Origin of the sequence: Bradyrhizobium macuxiense (assembly GCF_007993935.1) — a bacterium.
Taxonomy (GTDB): domain Bacteria; phylum Pseudomonadota; class Alphaproteobacteria; order Rhizobiales; family Xanthobacteraceae; genus Bradyrhizobium; species Bradyrhizobium macuxiense_A.
Map to the genome: position 1 here is coordinate 394,074 of NZ_VITY01000004.1, position 24,662 is coordinate 418,735.

The 24,662-nt window shown below is 64.7% G+C and carries 27 protein-coding genes; 19 read left to right on the plus strand and 8 right to left on the minus strand.

Going from position 1 to position 24,662, the window contains the following annotated elements; translation table 11 throughout:
• Nucleotides 1–54: 54 nt before the first annotated feature.
• Complete coding sequence (locus FBZ93_RS13100; RefSeq protein ID WP_146986361.1) at nt 55–1,635, minus strand: AMP-binding protein; 1,581 nt, start codon at nt 1,633–1,635, stop codon at nt 55–57.
• Nucleotides 1,636–1,824: 189 nt separating this feature from the next.
• On the minus strand, nt 1,825–2,244 hold the full coding sequence (locus FBZ93_RS13105) for a VOC family protein (protein ID WP_146986362.1): 420 nt from the start codon (nt 2,242–2,244) through the stop codon (nt 1,825–1,827).
• Between the two features lie 217 nt (nt 2,245–2,461).
• Between FBZ93_RS13105 and FBZ93_RS13110 the strand changes: the two genes are divergently transcribed.
• The 9 genes from FBZ93_RS13110 (at nt 2,462) to FBZ93_RS13150 (ending at nt 7,988) form a co-directional block, all read left to right on the plus strand.
• The gene (locus tag FBZ93_RS13110) at nt 2,462–3,433 is read left to right on the plus strand and encodes a Bug family tripartite tricarboxylate transporter substrate binding protein (RefSeq protein WP_074127578.1); all 972 of its coding nucleotides are present in this window, start codon (nt 2,462–2,464) and stop codon (nt 3,431–3,433) included.
• A 184-nt stretch (nt 3,434–3,617) separates the two neighbouring features.
• Nucleotides 3,618–3,881 (plus strand): DUF3551 domain-containing protein, encoded by a 264-nt coding sequence (locus tag FBZ93_RS13115; protein ID WP_283810820.1) that lies wholly within the window; start codon nt 3,618–3,620, stop codon nt 3,879–3,881.
• A gap of 130 nt (nt 3,882–4,011) precedes the next feature.
• Entirely contained in the window at nt 4,012–4,470 is a 459-nt protein-coding gene (locus FBZ93_RS13120) for an ArsR/SmtB family transcription factor (RefSeq protein WP_146986363.1), read from the plus strand.
• The gene (locus FBZ93_RS13125) at nt 4,470–4,817 is read left to right on the plus strand and encodes an SRPBCC family protein (RefSeq protein ID WP_208764004.1); all 348 of its coding nucleotides are present in this window, start codon (nt 4,470–4,472) and stop codon (nt 4,815–4,817) included. Before FBZ93_RS13120 ends, FBZ93_RS13125 begins: the two co-directional genes overlap by 1 nt.
• Nucleotides 4,818–4,834: 17 nt before the next feature.
• Nucleotides 4,835–5,572 (plus strand): DUF899 domain-containing protein, encoded by a 738-nt coding sequence (locus tag FBZ93_RS13130; RefSeq protein WP_146986364.1) that lies wholly within the window; start codon nt 4,835–4,837, stop codon nt 5,570–5,572.
• A 144-nt stretch (nt 5,573–5,716) separates the two neighbouring features.
• A complete protein-coding gene (locus FBZ93_RS13135; protein ID WP_146986365.1) occupies nt 5,717–6,073 on the plus strand; it encodes a DUF1428 domain-containing protein in 357 nt (118 codons plus the stop codon).
• Between the two features lie 128 nt (nt 6,074–6,201).
• Nucleotides 6,202–6,819, plus strand: coding sequence for a hypothetical protein (locus FBZ93_RS13140; protein ID WP_074127583.1), 618 nt, complete (start codon nt 6,202–6,204; stop codon nt 6,817–6,819).
• Nucleotides 6,806–7,216, plus strand: a complete 411-nt coding sequence (locus FBZ93_RS13145; protein ID WP_167529021.1) for a transcriptional regulator — start codon at nt 6,806–6,808, stop codon at nt 7,214–7,216. Before FBZ93_RS13140 ends, FBZ93_RS13145 begins: the two co-directional genes overlap by 14 nt.
• Before the next feature lie 31 nt (nt 7,217–7,247).
• Nucleotides 7,248–7,988 carry a di-trans,poly-cis-decaprenylcistransferase gene (locus FBZ93_RS13150; protein ID WP_146986367.1) on the plus strand — a complete coding sequence of 247 codons (741 nt, stop codon included), beginning with the start codon at nt 7,248–7,250 and terminating at the stop codon, nt 7,986–7,988.
• On the opposite strand, the gene FBZ93_RS40585 is transcribed toward FBZ93_RS13150, so the two are convergent.
• On the minus strand, nt 7,985–8,149 hold the full coding sequence (locus FBZ93_RS40585) for a hypothetical protein (RefSeq protein ID WP_167529022.1): 165 nt from the start codon (nt 8,147–8,149) through the stop codon (nt 7,985–7,987). The two genes, FBZ93_RS13150 and FBZ93_RS40585, sit on opposite strands and share 4 nt — an antisense overlap.
• On the opposite strand from FBZ93_RS40585, the gene bchE reads away from it, so the two are divergent.
• The 4 genes from bchE to FBZ93_RS13170 all read left to right on the plus strand — a co-directional run bounded on the left by bchE (nt 8,148) and on the right by FBZ93_RS13170 (nt 12,061).
• A complete protein-coding gene (gene bchE, locus FBZ93_RS13155; protein WP_146986368.1) occupies nt 8,148–9,674 on the plus strand; it encodes a magnesium-protoporphyrin IX monomethyl ester anaerobic oxidative cyclase in 1,527 nt (508 codons plus the stop codon). The two genes, FBZ93_RS40585 and bchE, sit on opposite strands and share 2 nt — an antisense overlap.
• 124 nt (nt 9,675–9,798) lie before the next feature.
• Nucleotides 9,799–10,209, plus strand: a complete 411-nt coding sequence (locus FBZ93_RS13160) for an aminoacyl-tRNA deacylase (RefSeq protein WP_246667459.1) — start codon at nt 9,799–9,801, stop codon at nt 10,207–10,209.
• Nucleotides 10,210–10,263: 54 nt separating this feature from the next.
• Complete coding sequence (locus tag FBZ93_RS13165) at nt 10,264–10,419, plus strand: response regulator (RefSeq protein ID WP_167350155.1); 156 nt, start codon at nt 10,264–10,266, stop codon at nt 10,417–10,419.
• A gap of 403 nt (nt 10,420–10,822) precedes the next feature.
• Complete coding sequence (locus FBZ93_RS13170) at nt 10,823–12,061, plus strand: threonine ammonia-lyase (protein ID WP_146986369.1); 1,239 nt, start codon at nt 10,823–10,825, stop codon at nt 12,059–12,061.
• A 160-nt stretch (nt 12,062–12,221) separates the two neighbouring features.
• Here the strand turns inward: FBZ93_RS13170 and FBZ93_RS13175 are convergent, their stop codons facing one another.
• The 3 genes from FBZ93_RS13175 to FBZ93_RS13185 all read right to left on the minus strand — a co-directional run bounded on the left by FBZ93_RS13175 (nt 12,222) and on the right by FBZ93_RS13185 (nt 13,817).
• The gene (locus tag FBZ93_RS13175; protein WP_146986370.1) at nt 12,222–12,743 is read right to left on the minus strand and encodes a DUF1697 domain-containing protein; all 522 of its coding nucleotides are present in this window, start codon (nt 12,741–12,743) and stop codon (nt 12,222–12,224) included.
• A 7-nt stretch (nt 12,744–12,750) separates the two neighbouring features.
• Nucleotides 12,751–13,392, minus strand: coding sequence for a glutathione S-transferase family protein (locus FBZ93_RS13180; protein WP_146986371.1), 642 nt, complete (start codon nt 13,390–13,392; stop codon nt 12,751–12,753).
• 95 nt (nt 13,393–13,487) lie between these two features.
• Nucleotides 13,488–13,817 (minus strand): hypothetical protein, encoded by a 330-nt coding sequence (locus FBZ93_RS13185; protein WP_146986372.1) that lies wholly within the window; start codon nt 13,815–13,817, stop codon nt 13,488–13,490.
• Between the two features lie 274 nt (nt 13,818–14,091).
• Here FBZ93_RS13185 and FBZ93_RS13190 point away from each other — a divergent pair, with 274 nt between their 5' ends.
• Nucleotides 14,092–14,814, plus strand: a complete 723-nt coding sequence (locus tag FBZ93_RS13190) for a dienelactone hydrolase family protein (protein ID WP_246667460.1) — start codon at nt 14,092–14,094, stop codon at nt 14,812–14,814.
• Between the two features lie 2 nt (nt 14,815–14,816).
• Here FBZ93_RS13190 and FBZ93_RS13195 read toward each other — a convergent pair whose 3' ends face one another.
• Complete coding sequence (locus tag FBZ93_RS13195) at nt 14,817–15,929, minus strand: helix-turn-helix transcriptional regulator (protein ID WP_146986374.1); 1,113 nt, start codon at nt 15,927–15,929, stop codon at nt 14,817–14,819.
• 596 nt (nt 15,930–16,525) lie between these two features.
• On the opposite strand from FBZ93_RS13195, the gene FBZ93_RS13200 reads away from it, so the two are divergent.
• From FBZ93_RS13200 to greA, 4 genes are all read left to right on the plus strand, one after another.
• Nucleotides 16,526–17,659 carry a hypothetical protein gene (locus FBZ93_RS13200; RefSeq protein WP_146986375.1) on the plus strand — a complete coding sequence of 378 codons (1,134 nt, stop codon included), beginning with the start codon at nt 16,526–16,528 and terminating at the stop codon, nt 17,657–17,659.
• Nucleotides 17,660–17,897: 238 nt separating this feature from the next.
• Nucleotides 17,898–19,133: an efflux RND transporter periplasmic adaptor subunit gene (locus FBZ93_RS13205; RefSeq protein ID WP_246667461.1), complete on the plus strand. Its 1,236-nt coding sequence runs from the start codon at nt 17,898–17,900 to the stop codon at nt 19,131–19,133.
• Nucleotides 19,130–22,276: an efflux RND transporter permease subunit gene (locus FBZ93_RS13210; protein ID WP_146986376.1), complete on the plus strand. Its 3,147-nt coding sequence runs from the start codon at nt 19,130–19,132 to the stop codon at nt 22,274–22,276. The genes FBZ93_RS13205 and FBZ93_RS13210 overlap by 4 nt, the downstream gene beginning before the upstream one ends.
• A 79-nt stretch (nt 22,277–22,355) precedes the next feature.
• Nucleotides 22,356–22,838: a transcription elongation factor GreA gene (gene greA / locus FBZ93_RS13215; protein WP_146986377.1), complete on the plus strand. Its 483-nt coding sequence runs from the start codon at nt 22,356–22,358 to the stop codon at nt 22,836–22,838.
• 17 nt (nt 22,839–22,855) lie between these two features.
• Here the strand turns inward: greA and FBZ93_RS13220 are convergent, their stop codons facing one another.
• Nucleotides 22,856–23,494 carry a GntR family transcriptional regulator gene (locus FBZ93_RS13220; protein ID WP_167529023.1) on the minus strand — a complete coding sequence of 213 codons (639 nt, stop codon included), beginning with the start codon at nt 23,492–23,494 and terminating at the stop codon, nt 22,856–22,858.
• Between the two features lie 118 nt (nt 23,495–23,612).
• Between FBZ93_RS13220 and bioB the strand changes: the two genes are divergently transcribed.
• Nucleotides 23,613–24,608: a biotin synthase BioB gene (bioB, locus tag FBZ93_RS13225; protein ID WP_146986379.1), complete on the plus strand. Its 996-nt coding sequence runs from the start codon at nt 23,613–23,615 to the stop codon at nt 24,606–24,608.
• Nucleotides 24,609–24,662 lie beyond the last annotated feature (54 nt).

The window sequence follows — 24,662 nt, forward strand, 5'->3', positions numbered from 1 at the left end:
CTCAACAAGTGGTGAAATGGATTGCTTCGCTTCGCTCGCAATGACGAGCAGATCCTATTCCAGCATCTTCCTCAGCTCCGCCTTCGCGACCTTTTCCAGCGTCGAGCGCGGCATCTCGTCGACGAAGCGGATCTCGCGCGGCACCTTGAAGTCGGCGAGCGCTGAGCGGCAGGCGGTGATGACCTTGTCGTGCAAATCGGCAGGCAGCGCGGCGACGCCAGACTGCGGAATGATGAAGACCACCGGCACCTCGTCCAGCATCGGATGCTTCTTCGCCACCACAGCGGCCTCGCGCACGCCCGGCACCACCGCGATCACCTGTTCGATCTCGGAGGCCGCGACGTTCTCGCCGCCGACCTTCAGCATGTCCTTGGAGCGGTCGCCGAACTTGATATAGCCGCGCTCCAGCATCGTGACGCGGTCGCCGGTGATGAAATAGCCATGCTCGTCGAAGCTCTCGCGCGTGGCCTTCTCGTTGTGCAGATATTCGGCGAACAGCGACAGGCCGGGGATGCCCCTGATCAGCAGATTGCCGGTCTCGCCGACGCCGGTCGCGGTGCCGTCATCATTGGTGATGCGGATTTCGTACTCCGGCGCGGCGCGGCCGATCGACATCGGCGTGTTCGGCTGGTCGACCTCGCCGATGATGCCGTGAGTGATGGTTTCGGTCATGCCCCACCAGCCGATGATCTTGATGCCGAACACGGCGAATGGCGGCGGCTCGTTCACGGCAGTGCCCCAGAGCCGGAACTTGTGATGCTTCGGCACTTCGTGCTCCAGCAGCGCCTTCATGCAGAACGGGATCGTCGAGGTCCAGGTCGAGCCGTGCTCGAGCGCCACCGGCCAGAACCGGCTCGCCGAGAAGCGCGGCTGGATCACGCAGGTCGCCCCGACCCACAGGCTCGCCAGCATCGAATAGGCCAGCGCATTGGTGTGGAACAGCGGCAGATAGGTCTGGTGCACGTCGCTCGCGTGCAGGTCCTGATGCGCGGCGTTGATCTTGGCGCCCCACAGCGCGTTGGCATGGGTCCACAGCACCGCCTTCGGCCGCGACGTGGTGCCGGAGGTGTACTGCACGCTGCACGGTGCGAGCGGATCGATCGGGCGCTTCGGCCGGTCGGCGCTGTCGGCGAACAGCGCGTCAAAGCTGTCGCCGCGTGCGGGCGCTTGCGCCGGCGCCTGCCCGGCGTCATGGGAGGTCACCGCGATCCAGCGCAGCCCCTTGCAGTTGGCCGCGATCAGTTCGGCATAGGCCGGCTGGGTGATCGCGGCGACCGCGCCGCAATGGCCGGCGAAATATTCGATCTCGGCCGCAGCCGAGCGGGTGTTGGTGGTGACGGCAATCGCGCCGAGCTCGACGCAGGCGAACCACGACATGATCGCCTCGACGCAGTTGTCGAGATGGATCAGGACATAGTCGCCTTGCTTGATGCCGCGTTTGGCGAGGCCCGCCGCGAGTGCGCCGACGCGCTCATGGAATTCGCCGTAGCTCCAATGCCGCGCCGGCGCGTCGAACGGCGCCCAGATCAGGAACGGATGATCGCCGCGCACCTCGGCGCGCATTCTTAGCAGCCATGGCACGTCGAGCCCGGCAAACGGTCCCACGATTCCCGGCACAGCCTTTGAATTGGTCATATGTCCTCCCGCAGCCTTGGCGGCCGCCCTTGATCTTGGTTGAGAGCAGTTCTGCCATCGGCGTGCGTCGAGAGCAAATCGGGATTTGCAGAGCAATGTTGCGCCAAAGCGATCCGTTCCGCCGCGCGGAAAGGGTGGATCTATACTCGGCAGCTATGATCGGGGGCGCTTCACAGCCTCGCAACGACGCTAGTTTGCGTCACGTTCATACGACGAAATCTCGATCAGGCTGCCGTCGGGATCGCGGCAATAGACCGAGCGCAGCGTGCCGCGTGCGCCCTGCTTGGCGACCGGGCCCTCCTCGATCTTCACGCCGTTGGCCTTCAGATGCGCGACCACTTGTTCGGGCGTGCTCGAGGTGAGGAAGCAGAGGTCGTCGCTGCCGGCCGCCTCGTGATCGGCGGTGAACCATTCCAGCTTGTCGGCATCGCGCGGCCGCACGTTGATCTTCTGATTGCCGAACACCAGCGAGGTGCGCGGTGTCTTGCCCTTGCCGGGATCGAACACCTTCACCTCCATGCCGAGGATCCTGCTGTACCAGGCAACCGAGCGCACGACATCGGTGACGTTGATCACGAGATGGTCGAGCCCATTCACCTTGACGGACATGATCGATCCTCTTCGGTCCATAGCGTTTTCGAGCGAAGTGGACACCGGTTCGCGTGAAGAAAACGCGTCATAACAAGATTGCAGCTTAGTCTTTCGTCGCGGTCGGTGTCGCACGTGTCGCACTGGTCGCATCTGACATTGTTTGTTAAAACCGCGCCGCACGCAACGCAACAGAAACGGGCAGGGCACCAAACCCTGCTGGATTGGGAGAGACTTCATGATTTCACGCCGCACTGCGCTGGGCCTGATCGGGTCGGGGATTTCGACATTCGCGATCGGCCGCGCATCCGCAGCCGACTATCCGGCGCGGCCGGTGCGCTGGATCGTGGGCTATCCGCCGGGCGGCGCCACCGACATCATCGCGCGCCTGATCGGGCAGCGGCTGTCGGAGAAGCTCGGGCAGCAATTCGTGATCGAGAACAAGCCGGGCGCCGGCAACAATATCGGCACCGAGGCTGCGATCAACGCCGAGCCGGACGGCTACACCGTGCTGCTGGTCAATCCGGCGAACTACATCAACGCCTCGCTCTACGCCAATCTGAAGTTCAACTTCGTGCGCGACGTGGCGCCGGTTGCGTCCTTCAACCGCGTCCCGAACGTGATGACCGTCAACAAGGACGTGCCGGCGAAGAACGTCGCCGAGTTCATCGAATATGTGAAGGCCAATCCCGGCAAGGTGAACATGGCCTCGTCCGGCAACGGCACCTCGGTGCATCTCTCCGGCGAGATGTTCATGTCGATGACCGGCTGCAAGATGCAGCACGTGCCGTATCGCGGCGCTGCGCCTGCCATCACCGACATGCTGGGCGGCCAGGTGCAGGTGATCTTCGACAACATGCCCTCGATCATCCAGCACATCCGCTCCGGTTCGCTGCGCGCGCTCGGCGTGACGACGACGGATCGCTCCTCGCAATTGCCCGACGTGCCGGCGATCGCCGAGACCGTGAAGGGCTATGAGGCGAGCGCGCTGTTCGGCATGGGCGCGCCGAAGAACACGCCGAAGGAGCTGATCGCCAAGCTCAACACCGAGATCAACGCCGTTCTCGCCGAACCCGATATGCGCAAGCGTCTGGTCGAGCTCGGCGGCGACTCGTTGATCCAGACCCCGGAAGCCTTCGGCAACGACATCAAGGCCGAGACCGACAAGTGGAAGAAGGTGGTCGAGTTCGCGGGCCTCAAGGTCGAGTAGGCCCCGGACGTTCAGCGTTGCTGAACCGCGCGGGCAGCTCTGATCCGCGCGGTGATGCCCGTCTCGTGAAGTGAATTGCGGGGCCTTGACGCGGAATAAAATGACCTTCAGGAACCTTACCCGGGATGCCGCGCTTTAACTGCGGCATCTGAGGAGGCGGATCATGCGCACATCGCAAATCACAATGCTTGTCTTGGGAGCGATGACGCTTGTCGGAGCGGCGAGTATCACGCCGGCTTCCGCCGATCCTTATGATTATCCGTGGTGCGCGCAGGGGCCGAGCCTGGGCTACCCCGGCGAATGCGCCTACCGAACCTACGAGCAGTGCCTCGCAAGCGTATCGGGGCGCTTTCTCGCTTGCGGAGAGAATCCGCGCTTTCTGTTCAGCGAGCCCTCGCCGCCGCCGCGCCGCCATCAGCGTCGGCACCGGCCGGTCTACCCCGACTAGCAAACTTACCGACCGGCGCCGCGCAAGACGGCTTTGAAGCGTTTCGGCCTTCGTCGGGACGGCGCCCGTCGTCGCGCGATCGTGAAGACGCGCGCTTGACGCAGCGCCGTTTGCGCCTATACTAAACCATATGGTTAAGTATCAGGACGAAACGCTGGACCGCACCTTCGCGGCGCTTTCCGATCCCACCCGCCGCGCGCTGCTGGCGCGGCTCGGCGAGCAGGAAAGCCTGTCGGTGAGCGAGCTGGCGCAGCCGTTCGCGATGTCATTGCCGGCGATCATGAAGCATCTCGACGTGCTCACGGATGCCGGTCTGGTCGCGCGCGAGAAAACCGGCCGCACGGTGGCGTGCCGGCTCACCGCGCGGCCGATGGAGCAGGCGATGAACTGGCTCAATCGCTATGCGCAATTCTGGTCCGACAATCTCGACCGCCTTGCCGCTTTTGTGGAGGAAAACCCATGGCAGCCAACAAATCCGCAGTCGCAGCCGACGCCGGCCTTGCCGCGCGTCCCAGCCTCACCCTCACGCGGCGCCTCCGCGCCCGGCCGGAAAAGGTCTACGCCGCGTGGACCGAGCCGGAAAACCTAGTGCAGTGGTTCGGTCCGGGTCAGGTCAAGCCCGGCACGACGCAAGCCGAGCTCGATGTCCGTGTTGGCGGCCGCTACCGGATCAAGTTCACCGGCACCAACGGTGAATATCACGAGGTCGGCGGCGTCTATCGCGAGGTGGTGCCGAACGAGAGGCTGGTGTTCAGCTGGGCCTGGCATTCGACGCCGGAGCGCGTCTCCGAGGTGACGGTGTCGATCAGGCCGGACGGCGGCGGCACGTTGCTCACCTTCCATCACGCGCAGTTCGTCGATGAGACCGCGCGCGACAACCACCAGCGCGGCTGGACCGAATTCCTCGGCAATCTCCAACACTATGTCGACGCCTGAACCGCAGGGAGCATCGCATGTCTCAGCACAAGATCGTTTCGCGCGAAGAATGGACCGCGGCGCGCAAGGCGCTGATGGTCGGCGAGAAGCAACTCACCCAGGCCCGCGAAGCGCTGAGCCGGCAGCGCCGCGAGCTGCCTTGGGTGAAGGTCGACAAGGACTATGTGTTCGACGGGCCCGGCGGCAAGGTGACGCTCGGCGATCTGTTCAAGGGCCGGCCGCAGCTCGTGGTACAGCACGTGATGTTCGCGCCGGAGTGGGACGCGGCGTGCAAGAGCTGCTCGTTCTGGGTCGACGGCTTCGAGCGCATGGTTCCGCATCTGGCCGCGCGCGACACCACGATGGTCGCGATCTCGCGCGCACCGCTGGCCAAGCTCGAGGCCTTCAAGCAGCGAATGGGCTGGAGCTTCGATTGGGTCTCGTCGGGAGAGAATGACTTCAACTACGACTATGCGGTCTCGTTCACCCCCGAGCAGATCGACGCCGGGAACGCGCAATACAATTATGGAACGACCCCGCTCTACGGCCCCGAATTGCCCGGCATCAGCGTGTTCTATCGCGATGACGCCGGCACCGTGTTCCACACCTATTCCACATTCGCCCGCGGCCTCGACATGATGAATGCCGCCTATCACTACCTCGACCTGACGCCGCTCGGCCGCCACGAGGAGGGCTTGCCCTATCCGATGGATTGGGTGCGGCTACGTGACCAATACCAACCGGCACCGGTTCAGGCATCCTGCTGTCGCTCCTGATCGTCATTGCGAGCCAACAGGTCGCGCGTAGCGCGCCCGATGACGGCCTCCGCGAAGCAACCCATCGCGCCACAAGTGCAGGAATGGATTGCTTCGTCGCTTTGCTCCTCGCAATGACGGCGAAATAACAACAAGGAAACGCCCATGCCTTACGTCGATGGTTTCGTCGTCGCCGTGCCGAAGAAGAAACTCAAAGCCTATGCGAAGCTCTCGAAGATGGCCGGCAAGGTCTGGCGCGAGCATGGTGCGCTGGATTATCGCGAGTGGGTCGCCGATGACGTCAAGCCGGGCAAGCTGACGTCGTTTCCGCAGAGCGTGAAACTGAAGGCCGGCGAAACCGTCGTGTTCGCCTGGATCACCTACAAGTCGCGCGCCCAGCGCGACAGGATCAACGCCAAGGTGATGGCGGATCCGCGCTTCGCGTCGATGGATCCGAAAACCGCGCCGTTTGATCTCAAGCGCATGATCTATGGCGGCTTCACGAGCCTGGTGAAGGTCTGAGGCGGCACGGTTTCGCCGCAATCCGCGCAGTAACCGGCCGTTAAACATCACGCCCGGCGGGCTGAGCGATGCCGCTTGCGTTTACTTGGTGATCCCGTATACTTTGCGATACAAAGTGCGGGCAGATCATGCGCGACCTCGACAAGGCCTTGGCCGATATTCTCGCGATCCGCAGCCAGATTGCGGCGGGAACCGCATTCCGCGGCTACGGCCCGGCGACCGTCGCCGCCACCAGCGGCATCGCGCTCGTCACCGCGCTCGCCCAATATCTCTGGCTCGACGATCCCACCGGTCACCCGATCGCCTTCCTTGCCGGCTGGGCGGCGGCAGCGCTGCTGTCGGCGGTGCTGATCTGGATCGAGATGCAGGCGCGCTCGCGGCGGCATCATTCGGGCCTTGCCGACGCGATGGTCCAGCAGGCGATCGAGCAGTTCGTTCCCGCCGTTATCGCCGGCGTGTTGCTCGCGGTCCTGCAATGGAAATTCGCGCCCGAGACGCTGTGGATGCTGCCGGGCCTGTGGCAGGTGCTGGTGAGCCTCGCCGTGTTTGCCTCGGTCCGCCTGCTGCCGCGCACGATCGCGCTCGGCGGTGCCTGGTATTTCCTGTCGGGCTTCACGGTGCTGTTGATTGCAAGCCAGAGCCACGCGCTGTCGCCCTGGACCATGGGACTGCCATTCGCGATCGGCCAGTTGCTGCTCGCAGCGCTGTTGTATTTCGCTTCCGGAGGCCATGATGCCGAAGACTGACGTGACCACCGCGCCATTCGCCTATGATGGCCTCGACCGCGTCATCCACGAGAAGGCGCGGCTCGGTCTGCTGACCTCGCTGATGGCGCATCCGAAGGGGCTCGCCTTCGCCGACCTCAAGCAGCTCTGCGGCCTGACCGACGGCAATCTCAGCCGGCATCTGCAGGTGTTGCAGGAGGCCGGCCTCGTCGATGTCATCAAGGGTTATGAAGGCAATCGCCCGCACACCACCTGCCGCCTGACCAGGAGTGGCCGCCGCCGTTTCCTCGACTATCTCGCCGTGCTCGAGCAGCTGGTGCGCGACGCGGCCAAGGCTGCAGGCACGGCCGACAAGGCTGAAAAGACCGCCGGCAAGGATGAAGGCGCATCTGGCCGCCTTGGTATCCAGCCGGTTTGATCATCCCCTTTTTTTGCCCGGAGACTTTGTGATGCAAAGCAACGTTGCGCTCAAGCCGGAAACCATCGCCCGGCTCCATGTCGGCATCATCATGGACGGCAACGGCCGCTGGGCGACGCGGCGCGGCCTGTCGCGGCTGCGCGGACATGAGGCGGGCGTCGAGGCGATCCGCCGCATCGTCGAGGCCGCGCCGGACCAGGGCGTCGGCACGCTGACGCTCTACGCATTCTCGAGCGACAATTGGCGTCGGCCGAAAGCCGAAGTCACGGCGCTGATGGCGCTGTTGCGGTTCTATCTCGCCAACGAGATCGCGGCCCTGGTGCGCAATGGCGTCCGCCTCACCGTGATCGGCCGCCGCGACCGGCTGCCCGATGGTATCGCGGCCGCGATCACCCGCGCCGAGGCCGAGACTTGCGACGGCACCACGCTGCATCTGCGCATCGCGATCGACTATTCGGCACGCGACGCGATCCTGAACGCCGCGGCGCGCGCCGCCGGTACAGGCCAGCTGAGCCGCGAGAGCTTCGCCGATCTCATCACCGGGGAAGCCGGCTTGCGTGACGTCGACCTCATCATCCGCACCTCGGGCGAGAAGCGGCTGTCGGACTTCCTGCTCTGGGAGGGCGCCTATGCCGAGCTGCACTTCACCGAGCGGATGTGGCCCGAATTCGATGCCGATGATCTCGCCGACGCGCTCGCCTCGTTCCACCGCCGCGAGCGCCGCTTCGGCGGGCTGACCGCGATCGCACCGGCGGAGGTCGCGAACCTCTAGAGCATGATCCGGAAAATTGCGAAGCGGTTTTCCGGAAAGATCATGCTCAAACGGTAAGCTTGCGCGAGTTGCGCCAAAAGCCCGGCCGGGGGGTTGGGCTCTCTTCTCACAAGATGCGGGGACGAACGATCACGCCAACCAAAGCGGGAGCGATCATCCATGCGCATTCTTCTCATCAACGTGCCGCACCCGGCGATCGGCAGCCGGATCCCGGACGACCATCTGCCGCCGCTCGGCCTACTGTCGATCGGCGGTCCGCTGATCGACGACGGGCACCACGTTCGGCTGCTCGATGCCGAGTTCGGGCCGATGCCGCTCGAAGCTATCGTGGCGGAGGCATCGCGGTTTTCGCCGGATGCTGTCTTGTTCGGCCATTCCGGCTCGACCTCGGGCCATCCGGTCATCGCGGAAGTGGCGCAGGCCATTGTCAACGCCGTGCCCAAGGTGCGGATCGTCTATGGCGGAGTGTTTCCGACCTATCATTGGCGCGAGATCCTGCGCGAGGAGCGCTACGTCACCGCGATCGTGCGCGGTGAGGGCGAAGAGACCGCGCGGCGCCTGATGCGGGCGCTGGAGACCGGCGACGATCTTCGCATCATCAACGGCATCGCCTTCCGCGACGACTACGGGCCGCGCGTCACGCCGCCTGCGCCGGTTATCCGAGACCTCGATGCCTATCGCGTCGGCTGGGAGCTGATCGATCACGCGCGCTACAGTTACTGGGGAGGGCTGCGCGCCGTTGTCGTGCAGTTCTCGCGCGGCTGCCCGCATCTCTGCAATTATTGCGGCCAGCGCGGCTTCTGGACGCGATGGCGGCACCGCGATCCCGTGCGTTTTGCCAAGGAGCTGGCGCGGCTGCATCGCGAGCACGGCGTCAAGGTGATCAATTTCGCCGACGAGAATCCGACCGTCTCGAAGAAGGCCTGGCGCACTTTCCTCGAGGCTCTGATCGCGGAGAATGTCGATCTGATTCTGGTGGGCTCGACCCGCGCCGACGACATCGTGCGCGATGCCGACATCCTGCACCTCTACAAGAAGGCGGGCTGGCAGCGCTTTCTGCTCGGCATGGAGAACACCGACGAGAAGACGCTGGAGCTGATTCGCAAGGGCGCGACCACCACGATCGATCGTGAGGCTATCCGTTTGATGCGCCGGCACGGCATCTTGTCGATGGCGACCTGGGTGGTCGGCTTCGAGGAGGAGACCGACCGCGATCATTGGCGCGGCCTACGGCAGTTGTTGTCTTACGATCCGGATCAGATCCAGATGCTCTACGTCACGCCGCATCGCTGGACGCCGTATTTCCGTCTCGCGGCAGAGCGGCGGGTCATCCAGACCGATCGCAGGCTCTGGGACTACAAGCATCAGGTGCTCGCGACACGGCACATGCCGCCATGGCGCGTGCTGCTCTGGTTCAAGTTCACCGAGATGGTGCTGCAATGCCGCCCGAAGGCCTTGCTCCGCGTGCTGTTTCATCGCGACGCCGAGCTTCGTCATGCGATGCGCTGGTACACGCAGATGGGACGCCGGGTCTGGCCGCACGAAATCCTCGGCTTCCTGCGCGACCCCAGGCTGAAGAACGGGCCGACCGTGCGGGAATTTTGGGGCGAGCCGCAGGATAGTGAAGAAGAAGCGATGTCATCGCAGCGGCCCGAGCGCAGCGTCGGCACATCGCGCGCAGCGTAAATCGATACCGTCATGCCGGGGTCTGGATAACTGGCGCTAATGACTGGGCGCCTGAGTCATCAGCGCGATAATTTCCAGATCGACTGCGCAGAACAAAAAGAACCGTGGCGGTCGAGGCGGCGAATTGAGCATACAGGTTGCGATTCTAAAAATACTGGCCAGTCACGTCAGCGGCAGAGCCACACTCGATTCCCTCAAGCACGACCTCGCTATCCTCTCGTCGAGCGGCGACGATTGGCATGCGCGGATCAAGCGTCTGGCGTCGCGGGTTCCCGAACTCGACATCTTCAGCAATGGTTATGTGCTGCGTGACGTCGAAGGCTGGGAGGTCACACCGGCTGGACGGGAGCTCCTGCGCGCGCTGGAAGCCGTCACGCAAGACAATCTGCCGGCTGCGCCAGTGGCCGAGGCCGCGGTCCGCGCCGAAGGCAGGTTGATCGTGGTCGGTCATCGCTTCCGGAACAGCGTGCGGCCGCAACAGAATGCGGAGCCGAGCGCGTCAGTGCGCCGCCGGCCGTCCCGCGAGCCGCGTTGAACCTCGCAGCATTGCCGGCGACCTACCTTCGGGACGTGGTTCTGGAGGTCGCAAATGACTGCATTGGCTCAATCGATCGCTCGGGTATTTCCGGCCAATTCGATTCGGAGCAGCATCGCCCGGCATGTCCTGCTGTTCGGCTTTGCCGTCCTGTTCGTCGCGGTGCTCAGGGCAAGCTATGGCCTCGATCTGAGTGCGGGCTTCTTCTGATTTTTCCGGCCGCAAGTCATACTGGGTTAACCGGACCGGGATAGCTAAGCGCACGCTATCCTTGCATCTCGAACCCGGGCCGATCTTCCATGGATAAGCCGATGCGCTGCCAGTGCGGCAGGACGCGGACCATTGTGCTCGACAAGCATTTCCGGACCGCGCTGCTATGCCCCAAATGCGATGAAGCCCAGCTGGCCGCGCCGGCCAGGCCGGAGCAACGGGTGTTGACCGCGCGATAGCCGGTCGTCTTCGGCGCCGAAACTGGCCAGCGCGATGGGATTGACTTGAATCGCGATGGCGCTTTGGATCGCTGTTTGAGCATGGTCTTTTCGGAAAACCGCTTCGCACTTTTCCGGATCATGCTTTAGGTTCCGTCTGACGAAACGGTCCAAAGCGAAACCCGATGCCGCATCCTTCCGATACCACCGCCGCAACGCCTGCTGACGTGACGCTTGCCGACGTGCGCCGTGCCGCCGAAACCATCAGTGACTCGGTCATGGTTACGGCGTGCAACGAGAGCCGCACGCTCGGCGAGATCTGCGGCTGCCGCCTGTTCCTCAAATTCGAGAACCTGCAATTCACCTCGACCTTCAAGGAGCGCGGCGCGCTGAACCGGCTGCGGGCGCTGTCCGCCGAAGAGCGCAAGCGCGGGGTGATCGCGATGTCGGCCGGCAATCATGCCCAGGGCGTGGCCTATCACGCGAAACGGCTCGGCATCCCCGCCACCATCGTGATGCCGATCGGCACGCCGATGGTGAAGATCGAAAACACCAGACGGCACGGCGCCGAAGTCATCATCACCGGGCAGACGCTGGAAGAATGCTTCGCCTTCGTCGGCACGCACGCCGCAGAGCGCGGCCTGATCCTGATCCACCCCTATGACGATCCGCTGATCATCGCCGGCCAGGGCACGATCGGGCTCGAAATGCTCGAGGCGGTGCCGGAGCTCGATATCCTGGTGGTGCCGATCGGCGGCGGCGGGCTGATCTCGGGCATCGCCACGGCCGCCAAGGCGATCAAGCCGTCGGTGCAGGTCGTCGGCGTGCAGGCCCAGCTCTATCCGTCGATGTACAATGCCGTCAAAGGCGAGCAGCTGCCGATGCGCGGCGATACGCTCGCCGAAGGCATCGCGGTCAAGGCGCCCGGGCAGATCACCACCAGGATCGTGCGCGACCTCGTCGACGACATCGTGCTGGTCAGCGAGGACCAGATCGAGCGCGCGGTCGCGACCCTGATCTTGATCGAGAAGACGGTGGTCGAGGGCGCCGGCGCCGCCGGCCTTGCAGCGGTGCTCGCGGCACCGGAGCGCTTTGCCGGCCGCAAGGTCGGCCTCGTGCTGACCGGCGGCAACATCGACACCAGGCTGATCGCTTCGGTCCTGACCCGTGAGCTCGCGCGCGAAGGACGGCTGACGCAGCTGGCGCTCGACATCGTCGATCGGCCCGGACAGCTCGCGGCGGTGTCGATCCTGCTTGCCGATGCCGGCGCCAACATCATCGAGGTCTCGCATCAGCGCACCTTCTCCGATCTGCCGGCGAAGGCGACGCTGCTCGAGCTCGTGATCGAGACCCGCGACCGCGACCATCTGGAGGACGTGCTGGCGAGGCTCAACGCCGAAGGATTCGCGGTGCGGGAGAGCTAGGGATCTTGCACTCTTCGTCGTGAGCTGAAGTACTCAACCCGTCATCGTGAGGAGGCCGCCAGGCGGCCGTCTCGAAGGATGAATCGGCCACCAGCCGGGCCGTGCATCCTTCGAGACGCGCTGCGCGCTCCTCAGGATGACGGGTCATTAGGTTGGCGAATTAGGCCTTCTCATCGCCTGCTGCCAACTCGGCGAGTTTCGCGATCGTGTTGAGATTGCGCGCGGTGCCGTTCGCGGCGGCGGGGATCTTCAGCTTCGAACGGCCCATGCCGCTGCCATAGGCGACGTAGATCTCGCGCTTGCCGAGCCGCATCTCTTCGTCCTGCTGGCCCTTGACGTCCTTCAGGGCGTCCTTGGGCGGCGGCTCGTCGAGGAAGATCGCGACCGTAAGATTCGGCGGCGCTTTCGGAAACGGATTGGCCTTCAGCACCGCGGCGATCTCGTCCGCGCTCCTGACGGCAACGCCGACCGGCTTGCCGGCATAGGCCTGCAGCCGCTGCTCCAGCGCGGCCTTGACCTTGGGCGCACCGAGTTTGGAGGAGAACACGACATTGCCGCTGGCGATGTAGGTCTCGACGTCGGCAAATCCGGCGTCGACGCACATCGCCTTCAATTCGGCCATCGGCAGCTTGCCGGTGCCGCCGACATTGACCGCGCGCAACAGGGCGACATAACGCGGCATCACGGTCTCACGTCAGCAGCAACGTCATGCCGGGATCGCCCTTCTGCATTGCGCGCTGGTAGGCCGGACGCGCGGCGATGCGACCGAGGTAGTTCCTGATGTGGGGGCAGCGGCCGAGGTCATAGGGCAGGAAATAGCGCATCGTCGTCAGCGAGAAACCGATCATGATATCGGCCGTCGTGAACGTATCGCCCGCGAGATATGTGGCGTCACGGACGCGCGCCTCGATCAGATCGAACGAACGGTCGACCCTCGCTTTGGTCGCCACCAGCATCGGATTGTCGGCCGCAAGGTTGAGCCGATGCAGGATCATGCTGCGGCCCATCTGCGCCTGCAGCGTGCCGTTGGCGAAGTGAAACCAGTACAGGAACTGGGCGAAGTCAGGATGATCCGGTTTCAGCGCCAGCCGTCCATTGCCGTATTTGGCGACGATGTATTCGACGACAGCGCCGGATTCGGCCAGCACCAGCTCGCCGTCGGTGATGACGGGCGCAGCGCCGATCGGATGCAGCGCCTTGTAATCGGCCGGCGCCAGCATCGTGACGGGGTCGCGCGTGGTGCACTTCAGTTCGTACGGGATCTCCAGCTCCTCGCACAGCCAGACGATCCGCTCCGATTGCGACTTGCCGAGATGGTGAACGGTGAGCATGCGCGCTCCTGAAGCATGATCCGAAAAAGTGGACACCGGTTTTCCGAAACGATCATGCGAAAATAATGATCATGATGCGCTTCCATGGAAGCGCATCAGGCGTCCGCTTTCTTCTTCGCCGGCTTCTTCTCAGACTTCTTCTTGGATTCCGTGGCCGGCGGCGGCTCTTCCATCGCCTTCTTCATGGCGCGGGCATAGGCGTCGGCGGCGTTCTCGGCCGAATTCTGCAACCGCTTGGCGGTCGCGGTCGCGTTCAGGATCGTGCTCTTGGCGAGGTGGCGGAAGCGCGCCTTGGTCTCTTTGTCCTTGGCCTTGGCCGCGCGCGCGACCCAGACGGCCTGGCGCTTCTTGGCAGCCGCCATCACGGCCTTGGTCTGCGCTCTTGCGGTTTGCCGGATGACGGCGTCGAGGTCGGCTTCGGCCATTCAGATACACTCATTGACTGGACATGCGCCGATGGGGCGCACGGAAGGAGGGGAGCTATCACTAGCTTAACCGGCGCCGTTTGAACATGCCGATCCTCTTGCGATCCCCTGGAGCGGCCACAGCCAGCGGCTGCCGTGCCGGTCAAACCAATGAACGCTCTACCGGGCGTACGGTTCGGCATGATATAGCGGCGCGGCCCGGCCGGAGCCGCGCAGTCCAATCGAGGTTTCGATGCCAGCAATCAGCCGACGGAGCCTGCTTGGCGGCCTTGCCGTGCTGGCCGCATCGCCTACGCTTGCGGCGACGGCCGAGCCGCTGACCGTCGATGGCGGCGACGGCCGCGTCACGCTCAACCGTTTCGCTTCCGGGCGCACCGGCAAGCGGCCGGCCGTGCTTGTCCTGCACGGCTCGCGCGGCTTCGATCTCAGGCCGCAGGCCTACGAGCGCTATGCCAACGCGCTGACGGCTGATGGCATCGACGCCTATTTCGTGCGCTACTACACACAGGCCGACGAGCAGGCATTCGAGACGATGCACACGCGCGAGCGTCGCGAGGCGTACGAGACCGGGCGGTTCGACGCCTGGGCCGCGCGCGTTTCGTCGGCGCTGTCAGCGGTGCTGGCAGGCGCGGACAGTTCCGGCCGGATCGGACTGCTCGGCTTTTCGCTTGGCGGTTACGTTGCCGCGGCAGCGGCGGCGCGTGACGAGCGGGTGTCCGCGCTGGCTGTGCTGTATGGCGGCATGCCCGACAAGATCGCGCCTCAGGTGAAACATCTGCCGCCGATGATCGAATTGCACGGCGAGGCCGATCGCAACGTGCCGCTTGCCAGCGGTGAGGCGCTTGTCAGGCTGGGCAAGTCGGTCGGCGCCGCGGCGGAGATCATCCGGTATCCGGGCAAGGCGCACGGATTTGATTTTGCAGACAATGACCCAATGACCGCTGACGCGGTCAGCCGTGTTGCCGGATTCTTCCAGGCTCGCCTGAGCGCGGCGTAGGTCTATTCCGCGGACGGAGCCGGCGGCACCTTGGCACCGGCGAGCAGTCCGGCCAGCTCCACTTGCCGGCCGAGCCCGGTCTTCGCCAGCACTGCCTTGAGCTGGTTGCGCACCGTTTCGCGGGAGATCCCGAATGCGACGGCGATCGCCTCGACGGTGCGTCCTTCGCCGATGCCGCGCGCGACGCGTGCCTCGGCCGGCGTCAGGTCGAACAGGCCCTGCAACACTTCCGCGGTCGGCACCTCTGATGGCACCACCGGCGTCACGATCACGATCGCCACCGCGCGGTCGAACAGGTCGCGCGCCGCGCCCTGGATCGGGACCAGATGTACGATCAGCGGCGGACGATCGGCCTGTGCCGCGATCGGGATCGAGCGGACCTCCACGCTGATGAGGCCGTGATCGAGCGCTCCGACGGCCTGCGCGAACAGCGCATCGGCGGCAGGCGCGGCCAGCGTCAGGCGATCGGTACGATCCTGCATCACGTCGGGCACCAGGCGGTCGAACAACGTGTTGGCCGCCATCAGGCGGCCGCCGCGCCGCAGCACCGCCGCGGGCAGGCCGAGCATCGCCAGCGACTCGGTTGCCGCCCTGGCGCGCTCCATCCCGAGCCGCGCCGACAGCAGCGCGGCCCGCGCCAGGTGCGGGCGCAGCGCGTCGAGCTGTTCGATCGCTTCCGGCTCGATCGGCCCGTGCTGGTACTCGCGCTCGACGCTGAAGATCAGCACGTCGCCGCTCGGCACCGGGATCGCGGTACCGGCGCCCCATCCGAGCCCGCGCGGCCGGAAGAATTCGCGGATCTGGAAATCCTGTTGCACTTCCTCGGGCGTATCGAACACGTCGATATCGCGCAGGAAGCCGGCATGATTGGCCGCGAGCAGGCGCGGCAACCGCCCGTTGCGCTCGTGCCAGCCGCCTTCGACATAGGCAACGGTGTCGTCGTGCATGTCGGGGGAGGCGACCCAACGGACGTCGTGCGGGTCTGCCGTCAGCAGCACGATACCGCGCGCTTTTGCGATCTCGCCGACCTGATGCAGAACGTTCGGCCATAACTCCGGGAGGACCGCGGCCTCATAGGCCAGTTCAATCAGATGCTCGTGCAGGTCGTTCGCCATCGGCCATTCCAGAAATGCTGTTGCCCAACAGATAAACCCATCGATCGCGGAATTATTGCCTAGAGCAATTCAGTCCGGTCCACGAGTCCGGGCTATTCCGGTGCGACCACTCGTATCACGAGGAATTCCGGTGTTTGGCGGGCCTTGCGGGTGAGCCTCGCGCCGGCGTGTCGGGCCTCGCTCGCTTGGCGGCAGCCCGGCGCGTGGCTGCCAGCGCCGCCTGCGCCCAGACGAGGAGCTCGCCGGGCTCGAGCAACGCACCGAAGGCCGCTCAAGGTCACCGAGATCAAGCCGAAGACCTGATAACTCGATGGTCGGGACTTGATGATCAAGCTCGATGACCGGGACCTGACGATCGCCGGCGGTTGTGGCGAAACTGAACCCGCGCGACAGTCAGACATCTTTCCGAAGTGTCGCGAAACGCAGTCGCCATGAATTGCCGCGGCGTCCGGCCCGGCAGCGTCACACGTTTGCAACGCTGCGCGTGATCGTTCGACCATGAACATCCTTTAATTTGTATCTGCGCGACTTGTCGCGCCTGCTAGGCGGCCATCTTGTGACATTCAGTCGAGCCATCGCCGGCTCGGGGAGGGCCGATGATCAGCCGCAGGGCGCTTTCCGGACTGCTCATGACGCTGGTCGGACCCTCATCGATCCCCGGCAACACGCTGGGGCTAGGTCATTGCCGGGGATCGTGCGCGAATGTCGACCTGCCGGCGCTCGGCTACGATACGTTCTGCCGGTCGTTCTTCGAAATCGCGGCGAAGGGAAAACTGCGCGCGATCGCAACCGGCCCGGACATCCGACGGGAGATGCGCTCGCTGTTCCGGGCGCGGCGGCTCTATCGGCCTTCCCGCGATGACATAAGGATTCTCTGGCGCGACACGGCGGATGGATTCTCGGTCGCGAAAGTCGAGTTCGATCTGGAATGCGGCGTGCCGGTGCGCGGATGTCTCGGGATCCCCGACGGCGCGTTCAGGGGATTGATCCTGCTCGGTCATGGCATGGCGAGCACGCCGGAGCGATGCTTCGATGGTGCCGACAAGGACTACATGAACGCGCTCGGCAAGCAGCTTTGCCAGGACGGCTATGTCGTCTGGTGTCCCTACATCGTCCAGATCGGAAATCAGGAAAGCCAGAACAACATCGCCGCGATGCTGGCATCCCATGGCGTCTCCGCGCATAACGTGTCGTGCGCATCGATCGACGCCGGCGAAACCGTCTGCCGGAAGCTGACCGGTACGTCCGGTCTGAATATCGGCGTCTACGGGGTGTCCTCGGGCGCGTTTCTTGCGCTGCATCTGGAAGCCGCGACTGGTCGCATGCGGCCGACCGTCGTCTCCGGATACATGCGTGACGAGAAGAAGTTTCTGATGTCGTCCACGATCAGCAAGAACCTCGGCATCGAACTTGCGGCCTACATTCATTTCGCCAACAGCCGCGCCAAATACACCGGCGCGGAGCTGGCATACCTGCTCTGTCCGTGCCCGCTGTTCGTCGAGATCGGCAGCAACGATGCTGCAAACGCGATCGAGCTCGGGCGGGACGAGAAGTTTGCGGAAATGCAGTCGGTCTACGCGGCCGCAGCCCATCCGCAACTGATCGAGACGGACGTCTTCGACGGCGTGCACGAGGCCAGCGGCAAGCGTGCAAGGCCCTGGCTGTACGGCCATCTGGCGTCGCCTGTCTATCAAGAGACATCTCGCTTGAAGAACGCCATCGCGTTGTGAGTGGCGGTCGCTATTCCCGCTGCAATACGTCGCCGAGCCTGCACTTGCGCGCATCACATTCATGGGAACGGTCGGTGTCCGTGGCATGCAACGGGCCGATGACGTTACAGGATTGTCGGATTGGGCGCGTTATGATCTCCTGTAACGCACCTTGCCTATCCTTGGCCTTCACGGTCTGAGGGAACTCGACGTCATATCCGTCTCGTCAAGCTTGTTGATAGCCGAAGGGTTGGACCGCATGAGTGGTACGGAACGAATGCTCGGTGGATTGGCAGGGCTTCTCGTATCGGCAGCACTGGCGGCTATCGGGATTTCGGCGGCCCACGCCCAGGCAGGTCCGCCCGGGCCTCCTGCCGTCGGCGTGTTCGAGGCGGTGAAGCGGCCGGTCACCGAGACCAGTGAATTTCTGGGGCGCATCGAGGCTCCCAACCGTGTCAATGTGGTGGCGCGCGTCACCGCGTTCCTGGACAAGCGGAACTTCGTCGAGGGCGCCGAGGTCAAGGCCGGTGACCTGTTGTATCAACTCGAGCGCGGCCCGTTCGAGGCCGACCTCGCATCGAAGAAGGCGCAGGTCGCCCAGTTGCAGGCGACGCTGGTCAACGCCAAGCTGACCACCGACCGCGCCAAGTCGCTGCTCGGCGGACCGGCCGGCCAGCAATCGAGCGTTGACGCCGCGGTCGCCAACCAGCAGAGCCTCGAGGCACAGGTGCAGGCCGCGCAGGCGCAGGTCGACCTGTCCCAGATCAATCTCGACTACACCATGATCCACTCGCCGATCGACGGCAGGATCGGACGCACCGCGGTCACCGAAGGTAACGTCGTGACGCCGAGTTCGGGAACCCTGACGACCATCGTCAGCCAGGACCCGATGTATGTCACGTTCCCGGTGCCGCTGCGCGAGGCGCTCGATCTGCGCGAGCGTTATGCGACGCGCGGGGGCTTCAAGGCGGTCGTCATCCGCGTGCGCCTGCCGGACGGCCGGCTGTACGACAAGGTCGGCGAGTTGAACTTCGTCAACAACACGATTGCGCAAAACACCGACACCATCTCTTTGCGCGGCACCATTCCGAACCCGTCGACATACACGTCCGTCGCAGCCGGCGGTTCGGTCCGCGAGCTCACCGACAACGAGTTCGTCACCGTTCTGCTGGAAGGCGTGCAGCCGGTCGAGGTGCTGGCGATCCCGCGCTCGGCGGTGCTGTCGGACCAGCAGGGCGAATATGTCTACATCGTCGGCGCGGACAACAAGGCCGAGCAGAAGCGGATCCAGCTCGGACAATCGACGTCGACGATTGCGGCAGTGACGGGCGGCATCGCGCTTGGCGACAAGGTCATCGTCGAAGGATTGCAGAAGGTCAAGCCGGGCGAGGTGGTCGCGCCGGGGCCTGCCAGCGCGTTGATCCAGTCGAGCATGAAGGTCTCGGCGGATGGTGGCGCCGGCAGCGCGCCGAAATCGACGGGCAATAACCCATGATTTCCGCTGTTTTTGTCGATCGTCCGCGGCTTGCCATCGTCATCGCGTTCGTGATCACGATCGCGGGCGGGCTGGCGCTGATGCAAATCCCGGTCGCTCAGTTCCCGGACATCGTGCCGCCGCAGGTCACGGTCTCGGCCGTGTTCCCCGGCGCTTCGGCCGAAGTCGTCGAATCGAGCGTCGCCCAGCCGCTGGAAGCGCAGGTCGTTGGCGTCGACAAGATGCTCTACATGAAGTCGACCAGCGGCAATGACGGCAGCTACACGCTGACGGTCTCGTTCGCACTCGGCACCGATCCCGACATCAACACCGTCAACGTCAACAACCGTGTGCAGAGCGCGCTCGCGCAACTGCCGACCGAGGTGCAGGCGCAAGGCCTGACCGTGCAGAAGAAATCCTCGGCCGTGCTGCAGTTCATCGTGCTGTACAGCAAGAGCAGCGAGCAGGACCCGCTGTTCATCACCAACTACGCCATCATCAACGTGCTGGACGCGATCTCGCGCACGCCCGGCGTCGGGCAGGCGTCGCTGTTCGCCAAGCTGAACTATTCGATGCGAATCTGGTTCGACACCCAGCGCCTGACCAGCCTCAATCTGGCGCCGTCGGACGTGATCGCCGCGATCCGTGCCCAGAGCGTGCAGGCGCCGGTCGGCCGCATCGGCGCGCGTCCGATCAGCAACGATCAGCAGTTCCAGTTCAACGTGCAGACCCAGGGCCGCCTGACGACATCCAAGCAGTTCGGCGACATCGTGCTGCGGGCCAATCCGGACGGATCGGTGCTGCGGATCAGGGATGTCGCCCGCGTCGAGATCGGCGCGCAGAACATGGATTCGGAGTCGCGGATCGACGGCAATCCCGGGGTGCCGATGGGCATCTATCTCGCGCCCGGCGCCAATGCGGTGACCACGGCCAAGGCCGTGCAGGCGACGCTTGCGAAGCTGTCGGAGCGGTTTCCGCCGGGCCTGACCTACCTCGTGCAATACGACTCGACGACCTTCGTCTCCGACACGATCAAGGAAGTGATCAAGACGCTCGGCGAGGCCTTCGTGCTCGTCGTGATCGTGGTGTTCCTGTTCCTCGGCAATCTGCGCGCCACGTTGATTCCGGCGGTCGCGGTGCCGGTCAGCCTGATCGGCGCCTTCGCGGTGCTGCTGGCGCTCGGCTATTCCGCCAACACGGTCTCGCTGCTGGCAATGGTGCTTGCGATCGGCATCGTGGTCGACGACGCCATCGTCGTGGTCGAGAATGTCGAACGCGTCATGGAGGAGGAGCCGGAGCTGTCGCCGGCCGACGCCACCAAGAAGGCGATGGCGCAGATCACGGCGCCGATCATCGCGATCTCGCTGGTGCTGCTCTCGGTGTTCGTGCCGATCGCATTCATCCCGGGCATCTCCGGCACCCTGTTCCGCCAGTTCGCGGTGACGATCAGCGCGGCGATGGTGATCTCGGCGCTGAACGCACTGACATTGTCGCCGGCGCTGTGCGCCGTGTTCCTGCGCCACGGCGGACCGCGCCGCGGCATCATGGGACGGGTGCTCGACAGCATCGACTGGGTGCGCGACCGCTATGCCGGCGTGGTGCAGCGGCTGGTTCGTCTTGCGGTGCTGTCGCTGGTCGCGGTGCTGGTGTTCGCCGGCGCGGTGTTCGGCGTGTCGAAGATCACGCCGACCGGCTTCCTGCCCGAGGAGGACCAGGGCGCCTTCTTCATCGCCGTGCAATTGCCTGACGGCGCCTCCGTGGCGCGCACCAGCGAGGTCACCAAGCAGGTCGAGGCGCTGTTGAAGAAGAACCCGGCGGTCGATCACGTGCTGTCGATCATCGGCTTCTCGTTGCTCGATGGTGCGAGCGAGCCGAATTCCGCCTTCATGGTGGCGCGCATGAAGGCATTCGCGGACCGCAAGGCCGTCACCGAGTCCGTTCAGGCCGCGATCGGGCAGACCTTCGTCGGGGGATCGCAGATCCGCCAGGCCTCGGTGCTGCCGTTCAACCTGCCGCCGATCATCGGGCTGTCGACATCAGGCGGCTTCGAATATCAGCTCGAGGCGCTGGAAGGCCAGGACCCGGCTTCGCTCAGCAGCGTGATGGGCGGGCTGATCGGCGCCGCCAACCGCAATCCGAACCTGACCCGCGTGTTCTCGACCTTCACCGCGACCAACCCATCGGTCTATCTCGACATCGATCGCGCCAAGGCACAGGCGCTCGGCCTCAACATGGCCGACGTCTTCACCGCGCTGCAGGCCACGCTCGGCGGCATCTATGTCAACAACTTCAACCTGTTTGGCCGCACCTGGCAGGTCAACGTGCAGGGCGATGCCGCCAATCGCCGCGACATTCCCGACATCTGGCAGATCTATGTGCGCAACACCGGCGGCGAGATGGTGCCGATCCGCTCGATCGCAAGCTTGCGGATCGTCACCGGCCCACAGGTGATCACGCGCTACAACAATTATCGCTCGGTCACGGTGAACGGCAGCCCGGCGGCGGGCGTGTCGTCGGGCACCGCGATCGCGACGATGGCCGACCTCTCGAAAACGACGTTGCCTTCTGGCTATTCCTATGAGTGGACCGGCACCGCCTATCAGGAGCAGGCGGCCTCCGGCCAAACCGGCATCATCCTCGCGCTCGCGGTGCTGTTTGCCTATCTGTTCCTGGTGGCGCTGTATGAGAGCTGGACGATCCCGATTCCCGTGCTGCTGTCGGTCACGGTCGGCGTGTTCGGCTCCTATCTCGCGATCAAGCTCGCAGGGCTCAACCTCGATCTCTACGGCCAGATCGGCCTCGTTGTGCTGATCGCGCTCGCCGCCAAGAACGGCATCCTGATCGTCGAGTTCGCCAAGGAGCAGCGCGAGGCCGGCCGGCCGATCGCGGAAGCTGCGACGACGGGCGCGCAGATGCGTTTCCGCGCCGTGATGATGACCTCGATCGCGTTCATCCTCGGCCTGGTGCCGCTGGTGGTCGCAACCGGCGCCGCGGAAATCAGCCGCCGCGCGGTCGGCACCGCGGTGTTCGGCGGCATGCTCGCGGCGAGCTCGATCGGCATCTTCCTGGTGCCGATGCTCTTTGTCACCTTCCAGGGCTGGCGCGAGGGCGTGAAGAACCGCTTCGGCAGGCGGAGCAAGACGGAACAGCCGGCGTCGCATTAGATCCGGCCTAATCCCATCGCGCATTAGCGGAGCGCGTGAGGCGGGGCTATACTGCCTGCCTCATCGATGGAGTTCCGGATTGAGCGTTGCCTTCACCAAGGAAGAAAGTGCCGAGACTGCGTCCGAAACGCTGTTGCCGGACCGCCCCATCTCGCCGCATCCCAATCTGGTAACCGAAGCGGGACGCAAGGCGCTGGAGCGCCAGCTTCTGGAGGCGCGCGCCGCCTACGAGGCCGCGCAGCAGCTGGACGACGTCAACGAACGGCGGCGGCAGTCGGCGGTTCCGCTGCGCGACGCACGTTATCTCACGGAACGACTCCGCACCGCGCAGATCGTGCCCGATCCTGCTTCGACGGAAGCCGTTGCCTTCGGCAGCACCGTGACCTTCAGCCGCGCCGACGGCCGCGTGCAGACCTACCGCATCGTCGGCGAGGACGAAGCTGATCCGAAAGCCGGCTCGATCTCCTTCGTGTCGCCGGTCGCGAGATCGCTGATGGGGAAGGCCCTGGGCGACGTCGTCGGGTCGGGTGAGCAGGAACTGGAGATCGTCGCGATCGCCTAGCGGACAGCGGCTCCCGATCACGCTGTCGGCAGCGCAAGCCGCTCGATTGTCTGGATATGCCGCGCCAGAAGGCTGCAGGCCTGCTCGATGTTGCGGGCGCGCAGCGCCTGCAGGATCACGCGATGATCCTGGCTCGGCCGCGGCCGCCAGCCGGCGTTGCGCGCCATCGCGAACACCAGGCGTGAATTCGCCAGCTGCAGGCCGTCGAGGCTGGCGAGCAGCCGCGGCATCGCACAGGGCGCCACCAGCGCGTGATGAAAGGCGCGGTTGGCCAATTCGAAGTCCTGCACCGTCTCGGCATTGTCGCCTTCGACCAGCGCGACCTCGATCCGTGCCAGATGGGCCGACGTGAATTTGGGCGCCGCATTGCGCAACGCGACCACCTCGAGCGCGGCGCGCATCTCGGCGATCTCCTTCACCGACTTGGTGTCGAGCGGCGCGACCCGCACCCCGCGGCGCGGCACCGCAACGACGAGGTGCTGCGCCTCCAATTGCCTGAAGGCCTCGCGCACCGGGACGTGGCTGGAATGGAATTCGCGCGCGATGTGGTCCTGCCGCAGCGGAGCATCCGGCGCCAAGGTGCCGCTGATGATGCGCTCGCCGATCGCCTCGGCAATGCGCCCCGCAGTCGTCGTGTTCTCGCCCTCGTCCATCATAGATTATCTATCATAAAAACGAGTGCGCTCTCGCAGCGCCTCGGTTAGCATCTTTCTAAGTCCAAGATCATAGATAATATACCAGATTATCTATGATTACAACAAGAAGGCAAGCCAGATGGTTGATGTCGTAGAGATCGAACGGACCGAGAGCCGCGCCAGCGTAGCGCCCCACAAGCACTGGGAGCGTGCCGAGGCTGAGGCGCTCTATAATTTGCCGTTCGCGGACCTGATGTTCCAGGCGCAGGGCGTTCACCGCGCCAACTTCAATCCGAACCACGTCGAAACCGCGAGCCTGCTCAGCATCAAGACCGGCGGCTGCCCGGAAGACTGCGGCTATTGCTCCCAGAGCGCGCAATACGACACTGGCCTGAAGGCCACCCGCCTGATGCCGCGCGACGAGGTGGTTGCGGTGGCGCAGCGCGCCAAGGACGCCGGCGCCACCCGCTTCTGCATGGCCGCGGCCTGGCGCAGTCCCAAGGACCGCGATCTCGATCAGGTCTGCGACATGGTCAGCGCGGTGAAGGGGCTCGGCATGGAAACCTGCGTCACGCTCGGCATGCTGACGCCGGACCAGGCCGAACGCCTCTCCGAGGCCGGGCTCGATTTCTACAACCACAACGTCGATACCTCGCCGGAGTACTACGACAAGATCATCACCACCCGCACTTTGCAGGACCGCATCGATACGCTTGCGCATGTGCGCGATGCCGGCATCAAGGTCTGCTGCGGCGGCATCATCGGGATGGGCGAACAGGTCGACGACCGGCTCGGCATGCTGATGCTGCTCGCCAATCTCCCCAGCCATCCCGAAAGCGTGCCGATCAATCTGTGGAACGAGGTCAAGGGCGTGCCGGTCAACGACACCGCCGAGCGCCCCGATCCAATCGCGCTGGTGCGGCTGGTCGCAACCGCGCGGATCATGATGCCGAACAGCGTGGTGCGGCTGTCGGCCGGACGGCAATACATGACCGATGAGCTGCAGGCGCTGTGCTTCCTGGCCGGTGCGAACTCGATCTTCATTGGCGACGTGCTGCTGACCACCAAGAACCCACAGCGCGACCGCGATGCCGATCTGCTGGATCGGCTCGGCATCAACTCCGCCCTCGCCTGATCGCAATCTCCGGCACGCGCGCGGCATCATTCGCCGCGCGACCAACTGCAAATC

Excerpts from the sequence above, each read along its gene's own strand:
- FBZ93_RS13100 (WP_146986361.1), bottom strand. The coding sequence starts at position 1,635 with ATGACCAATTCAAAGGCTGTGCCGGGAATCGTGGGACCGTTTGCCGGG.
- FBZ93_RS13175 (WP_146986370.1), bottom strand. The coding sequence starts at position 12,743 with ATGCCGCGTTATGTCGCCCTGTTGCGCGCGGTCAATGTCGGCGGCACC.
- FBZ93_RS13135 (WP_146986365.1), top strand. The coding sequence starts at position 5,717 with ATGCCTTACGTCGATGGTTTCGTCGTCGCCGTGCCGAAGAAGAAACTC.
- FBZ93_RS13165 (WP_167350155.1), top strand. The coding sequence starts at position 10,264 with ATGACTGCATTGGCTCAATCGATCGCTCGGGTATTTCCGGCCAATTCG.
- FBZ93_RS13150 (WP_146986367.1), top strand. The coding sequence starts at position 7,248 with ATGCAAAGCAACGTTGCGCTCAAGCCGGAAACCATCGCCCGGCTCCAT.
- FBZ93_RS13220 (WP_167529023.1), bottom strand. The coding sequence starts at position 23,494 with ATGATGGACGAGGGCGAGAACACGACGACTGCGGGGCGCATTGCCGAG.
- bioB (WP_146986379.1), top strand. The coding sequence starts at position 23,613 with ATGGTTGATGTCGTAGAGATCGAACGGACCGAGAGCCGCGCCAGCGTA.
- FBZ93_RS13145 (WP_167529021.1), top strand. The coding sequence starts at position 6,806 with ATGCCGAAGACTGACGTGACCACCGCGCCATTCGCCTATGATGGCCTC.
- FBZ93_RS13185 (WP_146986372.1), bottom strand. The coding sequence starts at position 13,817 with ATGGCCGAAGCCGACCTCGACGCCGTCATCCGGCAAACCGCAAGAGCG.
- FBZ93_RS13110 (WP_074127578.1), top strand. The coding sequence starts at position 2,462 with ATGATTTCACGCCGCACTGCGCTGGGCCTGATCGGGTCGGGGATTTCG.
- FBZ93_RS13200 (WP_146986375.1), top strand. The coding sequence starts at position 16,526 with ATGATCAGCCGCAGGGCGCTTTCCGGACTGCTCATGACGCTGGTCGGA.
- FBZ93_RS13170 (WP_146986369.1), top strand. The coding sequence starts at position 10,823 with ATGCCGCATCCTTCCGATACCACCGCCGCAACGCCTGCTGACGTGACG.
- FBZ93_RS13115 (WP_283810820.1), top strand. The coding sequence starts at position 3,618 with ATGCTTGTCTTGGGAGCGATGACGCTTGTCGGAGCGGCGAGTATCACG.
- FBZ93_RS13105 (WP_146986362.1), bottom strand. The coding sequence starts at position 2,244 with ATGTCCGTCAAGGTGAATGGGCTCGACCATCTCGTGATCAACGTCACC.
- FBZ93_RS13130 (WP_146986364.1), top strand. The coding sequence starts at position 4,835 with ATGTCTCAGCACAAGATCGTTTCGCGCGAAGAATGGACCGCGGCGCGC.
- FBZ93_RS13205 (WP_246667461.1), top strand. The coding sequence starts at position 17,898 with ATGAGTGGTACGGAACGAATGCTCGGTGGATTGGCAGGGCTTCTCGTA.
- FBZ93_RS13140 (WP_074127583.1), top strand. The coding sequence starts at position 6,202 with ATGCGCGACCTCGACAAGGCCTTGGCCGATATTCTCGCGATCCGCAGC.
- FBZ93_RS13120 (WP_146986363.1), top strand. The coding sequence starts at position 4,012 with ATGGTTAAGTATCAGGACGAAACGCTGGACCGCACCTTCGCGGCGCTT.
- FBZ93_RS13210 (WP_146986376.1), top strand. The coding sequence starts at position 19,130 with ATGATTTCCGCTGTTTTTGTCGATCGTCCGCGGCTTGCCATCGTCATC.
- bchE (WP_146986368.1), top strand. The coding sequence starts at position 8,148 with ATGCGCATTCTTCTCATCAACGTGCCGCACCCGGCGATCGGCAGCCGG.
- FBZ93_RS40585 (WP_167529022.1), bottom strand. The coding sequence starts at position 8,149 with ATGGATGATCGCTCCCGCTTTGGTTGGCGTGATCGTTCGTCCCCGCAT.
- FBZ93_RS13195 (WP_146986374.1), bottom strand. The coding sequence starts at position 15,929 with ATGGCGAACGACCTGCACGAGCATCTGATTGAACTGGCCTATGAGGCC.
- FBZ93_RS13180 (WP_146986371.1), bottom strand. The coding sequence starts at position 13,392 with ATGCTCACCGTTCACCATCTCGGCAAGTCGCAATCGGAGCGGATCGTC.